An 11,880-nucleotide genomic window follows, 5' to 3' on the forward strand; every position below is an offset into this window, starting at 1 on the left:
CACGTACGGGCGTGGCTGGGGCGACATCGGCTACAACTTCCTCGTTGACAAGTACGGAAATATCTTCGAGGGCCGCACGGGCTCGCTCGCGTCCCCGGATACGCAGATGCCGATCGGCGCGCATGCCGCACCGGGCAACACGGGCTCGGTTGGCGTATCCGTGATGGGTAACTACACCTCGAAGAATATTGAACCGGCAGCGCTGAACGGCGTCGTGAACGTTCTCGCGTGGCAGTTCGGCCGGGCTGGCGTGGACCCGCACGGCACCTTTTCCTACTACGATCGGGGCTGGCGCTCGATCGCGGCCATCAACGGGCACAAGGACATCTCCAACACCGCGTGCCCTGCCCGGATTTACCCCGAGCTCGGCAAGATCCGCGCGATGACGAAGGACCGGATCACGGCGGCCGCCATAACGCCCGGCCAGCCGGGGTCTCCGCCACCCGTGGCGACAGTCCCCTCGCAGATGGCGTTTAGCTACTCGGTCCAGTCGGGCCACGGCTGGCCGCCCGAGGGCGCGTGGGGCGTCGGCGACTTCGCGGAAAACGGGCACTCCGATCTCATCCTGCGCACCGCCGATGGCCGTCTCATGCTGTATGACGGCCGCGGCAACGATCGCTTCTGGGCCGGGCGCCAGATCGGGCACGGCTGGAACGGCATGGTCGAGCTGTTTACCGGCTTCGATTTCGACGGCGATGGCCACAACGACATCATTGGCCTACACAAGGACGCCAAGCTCTTCCTCTACTCTGGCCGCGGCGACGGCACCGTCCGGCCCGCGCGCCAGATCGGTCACGGCTGGCGCTTTGAGTACATGTTCGGCGTCCAGTCGGGGCCCAACAAGCAGCCTGCTTTCGTGGGTATCAAGCCGAATGGCGACATGTACATCTACCGCACGAACGGCGCCGGCAGTTTTAATGGCACCGTCCACTACCCCGGCGACTACTCGCATCTCGTCGGCGCAGTCAGCGTGGGCGATTGGAACGGCTCGGGATATACCGACGTCGTGACGATCGGACCGAAGGCTGAGCTATTCCTATACTCGGATATTACGGAGGGCGGCTTCGCTCAGCGCTCGCAGATCGATCAGCGCTGGGGAGCATTCACGCAGCTAGAAATGGCATACTCAACAGGCAACGAGCATCGCCTCTGGGCGATCCGAAATGACGGTAAGCTCTACACGTACGCGTGGGAATATCGCGGGAGTAAGTAAGCGACACGGTTGAGTCCGTGCCTCGCCCACGCGAGGATCCCCTTAACGTGAAAGGGCAAGGCATGAAACGAGTTGGGCAGCGCAGGTCTTTGATCGGCCTCATCGCAGTCCCGATACTGCTGCTCATGAGTCTCTTCGCCTGGGCGACCGTCGTCGCGCCCTACGGCGAGCCCGACTCGGATTACCACCTGTCCTCCATGTACTGCTCTCAGGGCTTTGAGGACGGGCTGTGTGAACCCGGAAAATCGGAGGGCTACCGGCTCGTGCGCGGGGATGGCGCACCGGAGATTTGTTACCGCAACGATCCCGACGTCGGGGCCGCCTGCATCGGCGAAGCCCTCGCCGATCACGAGCTCATCGAGACCGGCAACGGCAACTTCCGCGGCGCCTACCCGGACGTCTACTACACGGTTCAGCACTTCACCGTCGGCGACGACGCCGAGATCACCTTCCGTGACGCGCGGTTCCTCAACGCCACGCTCGTGACGCTCGGCCTTGGCCTGCTCACCGCCCTCATCCGTCCCGAACGGCGCCGTGCACTCTGGTACGCCGTCGCTGGTTCCCTCGTCCCGCTCGGCTTGTTTACGATCGCTTCGATCAACCCCTCCGCGTGGGCGATCTTCGGCCCGCTCTTTATCTTCGTCGCCGCCGCCTCGGTCTTTGAGGCAGAGGGTTGGCGGCGGTGGGCGCTTATCGCGCTGACCGTCGTCGCGCTCGTGGTTGTGGCTGGTACCCGCACAGACGCGGGTGCCTTCGGCCTGTTTGCCGCTCTGGCTGCGATCCTCGTTGCCGGCCACTTCTCGAAGCGCATGGTGCTCGCAATCGGAGTTCCTGCCTTGGTTGCACTCGCTGTGGTTGGCGCATTGATGGCTGGAACCGGTCGCTTCCGGGCGTACGCGAACCTGGGGCTCTTTACTGATTTCTTTGGGACTCTCGCCGGCCGCCCCGGCGAGGGACAGACTCGCAGCCAGATCATCCAAAATGCCCTCGAGGTGCCGCACATTTGGATGGGCGCATTTGGCACGTGGGACCTCGGCTGGTTCGACGTGCCCCTGCCCTACATCGTGCCCGCCTTTGGGATCGTTGCCTTCGGTGCCATCGTGTTCTTCGGGCTACGCAAGGTGAATTGGCGCGAAGCTATCGCGCTGATTGGCGTCGTGATCCTGCTGTTCCTTGTGCCCCTAATCGTGCTGTTTAGCCGGAACCAAATCGTTGGCGACTTCGTCCAGCCGCGCTACATCCTGCCGCTTCTGGCCTTGGGGCTGGGCATTCTGTTATGGCGTGGGACTGGCACGATGACTACGCTTCAGCGCTGGTTCCTCATTGGACTTCTTGCCACGTCGAACATGTTTGCCCTGCGCTCCACGATGAACCGGTACATCCTCGATTCCTCGGGTGGTCCGATGTGGTGGCCGTCGTGGGCGCCACCGTCCTCGCTCGTGTTCCTCGGCGGGACCCTCGCCTTCGCGGGCTTCCTTGTGGGAGTGTTCTATCTGTTTGAGCGCCCAGTGCTATCCGAGAGCTCAGTGCAAGCGCCTGCTCAGGGCGCGGAGGGCGCGCTTGCCGCGGGCGATGAGGACTCTCTCGTTGCGGAGGGAGAACTCGCCACGGACGCTGGAGGCGCTCCCGCCGCGGTCGATGAAGGCGTCGTTACTAGCGCCGATAGCGAACGTGAGGATCGGAACCTACCCGGCCGAGGTGCACTGGTAGTTCCCGGCCGCATCCTGCGCTAGCGCTGACTCACGCTCGATCCCGCCCATCTCTTTGGTCGGAGCCTGTGCATTCCTATCGCCGGAGTTTGCGCGCGACCTTGGCGGCGGTCTCGCGAAGACCATTCGTCTTCAGCGAGTGAACCCCTTTGACCGCCAACATGCGAGCGCGGATCACGGGCTCGGGCAGCCGAATCTGGCGGGAGGTATACGGCTCCACGCCCGCGCCCGGACTGTAGGGCTCATCATCAACCACCGGCTCGAACGTGGTGCCGGTGCGATGCCCATCGCGCTCCACCTGCAACCAGGCAGAGACAAGGATATCGAGGTAGCGAGCGCCCTGACGTTCAGGTGACAAATCGAGGATCACGGCGCGCTTGGCCTGCCGCCCCATCCGATCACGGAGCATCGGATCGTCAACAAGCTGGAGGATCGCGCGCACCCACTCATCTTCCCCCTTTGCCAACATGCCCGTCTCGCCGTCGACGATCGACTCGCGGAACGGCAGAGTCGGGCTGGCGATCGTCGGCGTCTCCACCAACGCGGCCTCGAGCCACTTAATCGCCGACTTCGCCTCATTAAAGATTGAACCCTCCGTCAACGGGGCAAGATTCACGTCAATATCGCGCAGCGCCGCGGGTAGCTCCCGCCAATCCATAAATGGCAGTCGCACAATTCGATCCGAGTACGCAGCCAGTACGTCCGTCGGCTCCACGAGGCCGCCAAGGCGCAACTCGACGTCTGGGCGCTCCGCCATGACCCTCGCGATGGCGGGCTCGATCGAGGCCCAATCGGCGTCGTGAGTTTGCGTCCCGGAGAAGAATCCCAGCCGCACCGGGCCCTCGGAGCGTGGGTTCGCGAGCGCTCTCTCGGACGCCTGCGCAAGGATCGTCCCCACCCCGTTGGCAAACGGCGAGGATGGCACGCCGATAAGCCGCATGGCCTCGGCCGAGATGGTCTCGGTCGAGCCCACGAAGTGGTCCACGTGTTCGAGGGTCGTGCGGTACCGCCGCACACCCCGGCTCCACAGCGCCCGCTCCTCCGGCGTTAGCGAGTTGAGATTGTCGAGCTGAGATTCGATCTCGGGCGCAAAAATGAGATCGTCCACGTCGCCGAGAATGGGGATCGTGCGCTCGGCCGTGCGAACGTCCTCGATCAGCTTGAGCACCTGAATGGTGGCGGGCACGCGGTAGAAGACCAGTGCGTCGGCATCAAGCGCCGCCTCGGGTAGGCGAGGGTCTTGGTAGTGCATGATCTGTGTGTGCACGCCCTGCGTGGCCAGCGCTTCAGCCGGCAGGTGGGCGCGGTACCGCGCCGGCGCTCCCTGAATTCCGATGGCGAATACGACCGTGCGAATAATCGACCTCACGCCTACTGCCAGCGGATCCGGATCAAACTCGCCCACCAGTAGCGCGCGGTACAGCTCTTCAACTTCTTCCACCTGCTGGCTCGTACTCACGCGCGGGGTTGCCGAGCCCTTCCCCACCATCGCCGACGCCACCGCGGGATCCGCGACTCGTTCAATCGCGCGCCGCAGATCATCGGCATCGCCGGACCGCACCACGAGCCCGTTGCGGCCCGGGGTAATCGCCTCTTCGGGCCCGATCGAATCCGTGGCGATCACCGCCATCCCGGCGTCCAATGCCTCGCGCGTGAGGATCGAATGCGATTCCCTAGCAATTGAGGGCAAGATCAGCACGTCGTGATCGGCAAGGATCTCAGCTAGCTCATCGCGTTCGTATCTCGGCTTCGCCGCGGCCCATTCTGGGAAACCCTCATCCGGGGTGTTGTACATGTCCAGCGTGGTTCCCGCCGGCATGTCCGCGCCCGCCACGGCCTCGCGCAACACCCGGTAGCCCTTCATTGCGGCGTCGCCGCCGGCGTACATGAAGCGCACCGGCCGAGCGAACGGTTCGCGCTCGGGTCCGCCATGATTATCGTGGCCGTCAATTCCATTTTCGTTAACACGCGTCTTGTGTGCGGGAACGCCGTTTGCGATGAGGACCTCGCGGGCGGAGGCGGACGGGAACAAGATGAGGTCAGCGGACTCGAGCCGGTCAGCGAGCCAGGCGTTACGCTTCTCTAGGCTCGGCCGGCCCTTCTCGCATTCGCACCCGCCAGCGGACACGACCGGCGAACACGGCTCGCCATTCGGGGGCACGAAGAACTGCCGCGCACACGCCCACCAATAATCATGCATCGTTACGACGGTGCGGATGCCGCGATTCTTCACTTCATCGAGCAGACCCGCTCCAAGCGTCTGGATCGAGTGGAAGTGCACGATATCGGGCTCAACCTCGTCGAGATACTCGCAAAACGCGGCCACCACACCCGGGTTGTCGATATTGCGCGGGTCATCCCACCCAAGAAAGTCGCCGTTACCGATCCAGCGAACAGGCACTCCGGCGTCGTCGGAATCACTCACCTGCAGGCTTTCGGCATCAAGCTTGCCAGCGAAGACGAACGTCTCATGGCCTCGTTCCCGAAGTCCGCGAGCGAACCGTTGAGGGATGAGTGCGCCGCCGGACACGAAGGCGGGTGGGTAGTGAGCAGATACCTGCAGGACCTTCATGGGGCAATGCTAACTCACGTACGATTGGCGCATGAGCCAAACGCCCGCAGAGAATCCTCAAGCCGAGATCGCCCGCCTACTCGATGAAATTCGGCTACGCGATTCCATCATTGAACGCCAGGCCGAGATCATTTCACAGGGCGATCACCGCCCCGGGCCCAAGCACGGAGACAGCACCTATACGAAGGCCGTGAACGCCGTGCGTCCGGTCGTGGACAAGCTGCCCCAGCCCGTCAAGGACGCCGCATACTCCGCCTCACATAAGCTTCGAGCCCTCACCGGCAACCAAGAAGGCGAGGCTCGCATGGAAGGCCGGCAAGTTTAGTGAAAAATGAGGCCTTTTCGACCAGAAATCGCCTCGAGTTGTCACCACATCACTAAACTTGCGGCGTTCACGCCGAGACTCCACCTCGGGAGACGCCTCCCTCAGCTCTCTCGGGCGAATTTAGCCCCGGCGCGCGACGTACCGGCGTACCTTGGCCGCCGTTTCGCGCAGGCCGGTCTCCCGCACCGCGCGCATGGCTTTGCGAGCAAGCATTCCAATCGAGTGCCCGCCACCGAGTGCCCCGCCTTCGCGCCGCCCGAGCGACCGATCAGCGGCCTCCCACGGATTCGCGCAGTAATTAACGAGCGCGGAAAGAGTGTTCTCCCAGCGGAAATCGGCAGCGACTTCCTCCACACGCCGGGCCACCGCCGCGCGGTCGTCATCATCGGCAAGTAACCGCACGAAAGCCTCGGCCATCGTGGAGGCATCCTCCATCGGCACCGAGGCGCCCAGGCCCTTGTCTTCGATCAGGTCGGCGAAGAAGTCGCCCTGCGTGGCCACCATCGGCAAACCCGCCCACAGGTAATCAAGCATGCGCGTGCGGAAGGAAAAATCGGTTTCGAGCCCGGGCAAGTGCGCGGAGACCCCGAGGTCGGCGTCGAGGAGGTAGTTGTGCCGTTCGGCGTAGTCCACCCAGTCCTCATTGAAGAACACGTGCGTGCCCGCGAGGTCGAGTTCGGAGGCAAGCGCGCGAGCGTCGCGAAGCATCTGCATTTCGGGCACGTCCGGGTTGGGGTGCTTCGCACCCATGAAGAACAGGCGGATGTTCGGCACGTGCTCGCGAGCGAGGTCCACCGCGCGAATAACCGTGAGCGGGTCGAACCAGTTGTAGACTCCCCCGCCCCAGATCACGATCTTGTCATCCGCTCCGATGCCGGGCACGGCATCGCGGATCGCGCTACGCGTGGCCACCGGCGCTTCAGCTGGCACCCCGAACGAGGCGACGTCGATGAGGCTGCGCAACTGCGGATCGGCCTCGTAGGTCAGCGGGTTGATGCGCCCGAGCGCCGCGAGGTGGCCCAGCCACATGTCGCGCTGCTTGCCCGACGCACACAGGAAAAAGTCCCCGCCCCGAATCTGGGCGTTGAGTTCGCGAACCGAGTGGTCGAGCGCGGCATGGCGCTCATCCATCGGGTGAAAGCGCTCCACCTGCAGGGATTCGATGTGGAACGGGTCGTACAGATCCACGACGAGCTTGAAGTCCGAGGTCGCAAGCCACGGGAACGTTTGTGCGAGGTAGCCCTGAATAATCACGATGTCGGGCGCGCCTAGCTTCTCCTGGAAGTTCGCCACCTCGACTTCCTCGAGGCTGAATCCATCGCCCTCGCGGGCAACTGAGCCGAACGAATACACGGACACGGCGTGGTCAGCGGCCAACAGGCTCGCCATTTCCCACACGCGAATCGCAGGGCCTGCCATCTTCTGCCCGAATGTATCCAGCGTGACGATCGCGATGTTCATCGGTTGTCTCCTTCGGTCTGGGTCGCATCGCTCCAGCCCGCGTCAAGTGCGAGGTAGCCGCCACTGGCCTTGAGCGCCCCGGACTTCACGGCGAATCCGTTGGCTTCGCGCAGGTAGTCGAACACGTGAGAGGTGGACTTATCCACGATCGAGGCGTCGATCATGAACAGGCCGGGCTGCAGGTTGAGGTTCTTGATGTTCAGATCCACCGTGCCCTGCCCGGAGATCTGGATGATCGGGAAGCCGAGGTCGCGCGTGTTGACTTCCCAGACGGTCGTGCCGTCGGAGGAGGCCAGCGAGAGTGCAAACACGGGCTGTGAGATCGGCTCGCTCGCGCTGTAGTGGAAGCGGAACGTCACCGGTGCGCCGGTGGGGATCGGGCCGTTCAGCGGCGCGCCATGTTCGTTGAGGATCTCGAGACGATCGACCTTTGCCTCGCCGGTTCCCCAGCGCACGGCTGCGCCATCGCCGAATTCGGCGCCGAACCGCGTGGAGTCCGCGTACTGGTCAAGCACGGTGTCGGCGTCGCCGATTTGCTCGAGCGCGCCGTTGTTGATCCAGGCGGCTTGGTCGGCCATCTGCTTGAGCTGCTGCATGGAGTGCGAGACGACGATGACGGTGCGGCCCTCGTCCTTGAGCTCCACGAATTTGCGCATGCATTTTTCTTGGAAGGCCGCGTCGCCGACGGCGAGCACCTCGTCTACGAGCAGGATGTCCGGCTCGGTGTGGATCGCCACGGAGAAGCCAAGGCGCACGTACATGCCTGACGAGTAGTTTTTCACCGGCTGATCGATGTGATCGGCGACGCCGGAGAACTCCAGAATCTCGTCGTAGCGAGAATCGATCTCCTCGCGGCTCATGCCGAGGATCGAGGCGTTGAGGTAGATGTTGTCGTGCCCCGAGAGCTCGGGGTGGAATCCCGAGCCGACCTCGAGCATGGCGGCGATCCGGCCGTGGCGCGTGATCGTTCCAGAGTTCGGTACGAGGATCTTCGCGATGCACTTGAGCAGCGTGGACTTACCGGATCCGTTATCGCCCACGAGCGCGAACGTCGAGCCCTTTGGCACATCGAACGAGATGCCCTTGAGTGCGTGGAAGTCCTCGGCCACGGACATCCGACCGCGCATAATCGCAGACTTGAGCGTGTTGTTGCGCTCGTGAAAGATCTTGAACGACTTGTGAACGTCGCGGATTTCAACTGCCGTCATTACAGCGCCTCCGCCAAGTAGTCTTGCCGCTTCGTGAAGAAACGCCAGCCGAGCAGGAACGTCACGAGCGAAATCGCGGCAACGATGCCGAAGGTGGACCAATCTGGCCAGCGCCCGTCATAGAGCAGGTTTCGGAAAATCGCCGCGAAGTGCACGAACGGATTGAGGTTGTAAATGTCGATAATCTCGATCGACCCCACGAGCGGGCCCACCGAGTCGGACACGTCCCGCACGTAGGTGACCGGGTACAGGATCGGACTCGCGTAGAAGCCGAGCTGGAAGGCGATCGTCATGAAGTGGAACGTGTCGCGAAAGTGCACGTTGGCGATCGCCACGAAGAACCCGAGTCCGGTGGCGAACATTGCGAGCAGGATGGTCGTCACGGCCACGAGCGGCACGTAGAGAAGGATGTTCGACCCCAAAATGAGGACCGCCACCGCAAGGATGATCAGTTCCCACATGTGCTGGTACAGCGCCGCGAACGTGTTGGACACGACGAGCACCCAGCGCGGGAAGTAGACCTTCTTGATGAGGTTTTCGCTCTCCGTCATCACCCGCATCGAGCCCGTCACAACGTTCGAGAAGAACGTCCACGGCAGCAACCCGCACATGAGCCAGATGACGAATAGATCGAGGCCCGAGGGATTGCCCGGCGGCACCTGGACGCGGATGACGATCGCGAACACGAAGCTGTAGATGAGCATGAGCGCCAACGGATTGGCAAGCGACCACAACTGGCCAAGGGCCGTACGCTTGTACTTGCCCTTGATCTCTCGTAGCGTCAAGTTGCGCAGGAGCTCTTTAGACTCGCGCAACTCCCCCAGGCTCGTCATAAAACCTTGCCTTAGTTGGCGTCTGCATCACCAATGACGAGGCGCGGCGTACCGTGCCAGAGTTCGGGATTCGTCACGCGGCGCCCATCGAAGAGCACCTTGATGCCCGGGAAGTCGGCCGGCGTGATGTCCTTGTATTCCGCGTGGTCGGCCTGGACAATGACGGCGTCGACGTCGGTGCCGATCTCGTAGGCGTCCCAGCCGAAGCCGGCAAGCTCCTCGTCCGTGTACATGGGATCGTGCACCGTGACCTTGGCGCCGCGCTCACGCAGGCCGTCAACGGTGGCGAAGATACCCGAGAACGCCGTCTCCTTCACGCCACCGCGGTAGGAGGCACCGAGCACGGCCACGCGCAGATCCTGGACCGAGCCGAGCAGGCCCTCGAGGCGATCGATGACGTAGTTGGGCATGCCGGCGTTGAACTGGCGAGCGGTGCGCACAATCGAGGCGTCCGGATCGGTGGACAGATACAGTCGCGGGTAGACCGGAATGCAGTGGCCGCCAACCGCGATGCCCGGGCGGTGAATGTGCGAGTAGGGCTGGGAGTTCGACGCGTCGATCACGCGCTGAACGTCAATGCCTTCCTTGTCCGCGTACGTGGCGAACTGATTGGCGAGGCCAATGTTGACGTCGCGGTAGGTGGTCTCGGCGAGCTTCGCCATCTCGGCGGCCTCAGCGGAGCCCATGTCCCACACGCCGTTAGGCTGCTTGAGATCGGGGCGATCGTCGAAGGTGAGCACGGCCTCGTAGAACTCGATGGCCTTCTTCGTACCTTCCTCGGACAGTCCGCCGACGAGCTTGGGGTACTTGCGCAGATCCTCGAACACGCGGCCGGTGAGTACGCGCTCCGGGGAGAACACGAGGTGGAAATCCTTGCCCTCTTCGAGACCGGAGATCTCTTCGATCATGGGCTTCCAGCGCCCGCGCGTGGTGCCCACCGGGAGCGTGGTCTCGTAGGCGATGAGGGTGTTCGGCGTCAGGTTTTCCGCCAGCGACGCCGTGGCGGCATCCATCCACTTAAAGTCCGGCTCCCACGTGGCGTCGTCGACGAACAGCGGGACGACGATCACGACGGCGTCCGCGTCCGGGATCGCCTCGGAGTAATCGGTGGTGGCGCGGAAGCGGCCCGCGGGAACGAGCTCCGAGAGCTTGTCCTGCAGTTGGGCTTCGCCCGGGAACGGTTCGGTGGCGTCATTGATGAGTCGAACGGTTTCTTCATTGACGTCCACACCGATGACGTCGTGGCCCGCGTCGGCGAACTGGACGGCCAGCGGAAGGCCGATCTTGCCCATGGCAACAACTGCAATACGCATGCATGCTCCTTAAATGAAAGTCTCGTCTAAGAATACTCCACGTTGCGCGCCAGACCTGTGAACTGTAATGCGATCGCACGTGAGATGGCGCTCGTTAGTCGAGTTCGTATCCCTCCATTGATGGGATTTCTCGCGGTAGCGGGTAAAAGCGCGCGTCGAGGTCCCACCAATCGGGCTCGCCGATGTGGCCGCAGGCATCGATGCGCCACAGCGTTCCGCCGTCGGTTTCGGCGATCTTTGTGAAGTCGCGAGACGTATCGACGCCGTACAGCCCCGGCCATGTCTCGGCTCGGTCTCGTTTTTGGTAGATGAGCGGATCGTCCTCGTAGTAGTAGCCGATGTTGTATTCGCTGAGGATGTTGCACACGTGCGGGTCAAAGTGGATGTCATGGAAGTGATCGCGCAAGTATCCGCCGTCGATATCCGCCCCGCGTCCGTTGACCTGCGGGAAGACGACGTTCGCGTGGCTGTAGGCCGGCGCGTAGCCGAGGCCCGTCGTCGCGTCGCCCACAATGACCGAGCCGGGTGGTACGAGGTCGTCAAGATCGCGAAGGAGTGCGATTTCCTCGCGGGAGTCGATGATTCGGTCCGGGCCGATGGCCGGGCGCGCATCGGGGTAGACGCTTCCCGCGCGGGTGACAACGCCTGCCGCGAGCGAGATGGCGACCACGCCCACGGCGAGTGCGTAGCGAGCGCCGCCCTCGCCGAGCCGCGCAGCTGCCCGATCCACGAGAAGGGCGATGATCACGGCCGTGAAGATCACCTGAACGGCCATGAGCCGCTTCGGGTCGTGATACCAAATCCCTGCAATGGCGGAGAAAAGATTGCCGTCCACGTATGCGCCCACGACGAGGAGCCACTGGGCGAACCAGGCGATGACGATCCACCGAGCGTCGGGCACTCGCCACGCGACACGCACGGCAACAACAAGTAACGCGATCACGGCGATGCCCGCGATGGCGCCGAGTCCGACGAGTGCGGGATTGATGCCTGAGAGGGTCTGTCCGAGTGTGTCGAGGCGTTCGCGGGTATCCCACGAACGCGGATGGGTGCGGTGCAAGAACGAGGCGACTCGGGGTTGGGTGAGCAAAATGGTAACGCCGATGAGGAACGCGACGAGGCCGCCGATGGCGATTCCTCGGACCCGGGGCACGTCGCTCTCGCGCACTGTGCGAACGACCGCGACGCCGCCCACGATCAGCACCGTGGGTAGCACCGGCCACAGGGTGGAGAAGACTGCTAGTCT

Annotated in this window: 9 protein-coding genes; 3 read left to right on the plus strand and 6 right to left on the minus strand. The window is 63.4% G+C overall.

The window, feature by feature from the left end; genetic code table 11:
- Together ACHFFR_RS07740 and ACHFFR_RS07745 are read left to right on the plus strand one after the other, a co-directional pair.
- The coding region (locus tag ACHFFR_RS07740; protein ID WP_394263692.1) for an N-acetylmuramoyl-L-alanine amidase at positions 1–1,213 on the plus strand (1,213 nt) is incomplete at its 5' end.
- Between the two features lie 62 nt (positions 1,214–1,275).
- On the plus strand, positions 1,276–2,946 hold the full coding sequence (locus ACHFFR_RS07745; RefSeq protein WP_394263693.1) for a DUF2142 domain-containing protein: 1,671 nt from the start codon (positions 1,276–1,278) through the stop codon (positions 2,944–2,946).
- 52 nt (positions 2,947–2,998) lie between these two features.
- Here the strand turns inward: ACHFFR_RS07745 and ACHFFR_RS07750 are convergent, their stop codons facing one another.
- A complete protein-coding gene (locus ACHFFR_RS07750; RefSeq protein WP_394263694.1) occupies positions 2,999–5,494 on the minus strand; it encodes a glycosyltransferase in 2,496 nt (831 codons plus the stop codon).
- A 31-nt stretch (positions 5,495–5,525) separates the two neighbouring features.
- On the opposite strand from ACHFFR_RS07750, the gene ACHFFR_RS07755 reads away from it, so the two are divergent.
- Positions 5,526–5,819 (plus strand): hypothetical protein, encoded by a 294-nt coding sequence (locus tag ACHFFR_RS07755; protein ID WP_394263695.1) that lies wholly within the window; start codon positions 5,526–5,528, stop codon positions 5,817–5,819.
- A 120-nt stretch (positions 5,820–5,939) separates the two neighbouring features.
- On the opposite strand, the gene ACHFFR_RS07760 is transcribed toward ACHFFR_RS07755, so the two are convergent.
- From ACHFFR_RS07760 to ACHFFR_RS07780, 5 genes are all read right to left on the minus strand, one after another.
- Positions 5,940–7,280 carry a glycosyltransferase gene (locus tag ACHFFR_RS07760; RefSeq protein ID WP_394263696.1) on the minus strand — a complete coding sequence of 447 codons (1,341 nt, stop codon included), beginning with the start codon at positions 7,278–7,280 and terminating at the stop codon, positions 5,940–5,942.
- A complete protein-coding gene (locus ACHFFR_RS07765; protein WP_394263697.1) occupies positions 7,277–8,488 on the minus strand; it encodes an ABC transporter ATP-binding protein in 1,212 nt (403 codons plus the stop codon). The genes ACHFFR_RS07760 and ACHFFR_RS07765 overlap by 4 nt, the downstream gene beginning before the upstream one ends.
- The gene (locus tag ACHFFR_RS07770; protein ID WP_394263698.1) at positions 8,488–9,321 is read right to left on the minus strand and encodes an ABC transporter permease; all 834 of its coding nucleotides are present in this window, start codon (positions 9,319–9,321) and stop codon (positions 8,488–8,490) included. Before ACHFFR_RS07770 ends, ACHFFR_RS07765 begins: the two co-directional genes overlap by 1 nt.
- A gap of 11 nt (positions 9,322–9,332) precedes the next feature.
- Positions 9,333–10,634 carry a nucleotide sugar dehydrogenase gene (locus ACHFFR_RS07775; protein WP_394263699.1) on the minus strand — a complete coding sequence of 434 codons (1,302 nt, stop codon included), beginning with the start codon at positions 10,632–10,634 and terminating at the stop codon, positions 9,333–9,335.
- Positions 10,635–10,728: 94 nt separating this feature from the next.
- Positions 10,729–11,880 (minus strand): DUF6541 family protein (locus ACHFFR_RS07780; protein ID WP_394263700.1); only part of this gene is annotated, 1,152 nt, incomplete at its 5' end.

The sequence above is a fragment of the Trueperella sp. genome (assembly GCF_043424875.1).
Taxonomy (GTDB): domain Bacteria; phylum Actinomycetota; class Actinomycetes; order Actinomycetales; family Actinomycetaceae; genus Trueperella.

Excerpts from the sequence above, each read along its gene's own strand:
- ACHFFR_RS07745 (WP_394263693.1), top strand. The coding sequence starts at position 1,276 with ATGAAACGAGTTGGGCAGCGCAGGTCTTTGATCGGCCTCATCGCAGTC.
- ACHFFR_RS07750 (WP_394263694.1), bottom strand. The coding sequence starts at position 5,494 with ATGAAGGTCCTGCAGGTATCTGCTCACTACCCACCCGCCTTCGTGTCC.
- ACHFFR_RS07755 (WP_394263695.1), top strand. The coding sequence starts at position 5,526 with ATGAGCCAAACGCCCGCAGAGAATCCTCAAGCCGAGATCGCCCGCCTA.
- ACHFFR_RS07760 (WP_394263696.1), bottom strand. The coding sequence starts at position 7,280 with ATGAACATCGCGATCGTCACGCTGGATACATTCGGGCAGAAGATGGCA.
- ACHFFR_RS07765 (WP_394263697.1), bottom strand. The coding sequence starts at position 8,488 with ATGACGGCAGTTGAAATCCGCGACGTTCACAAGTCGTTCAAGATCTTT.
- ACHFFR_RS07770 (WP_394263698.1), bottom strand. The coding sequence starts at position 9,321 with ATGACGAGCCTGGGGGAGTTGCGCGAGTCTAAAGAGCTCCTGCGCAAC.
- ACHFFR_RS07775 (WP_394263699.1), bottom strand. The coding sequence starts at position 10,634 with ATGCGTATTGCAGTTGTTGCCATGGGCAAGATCGGCCTTCCGCTGGCC.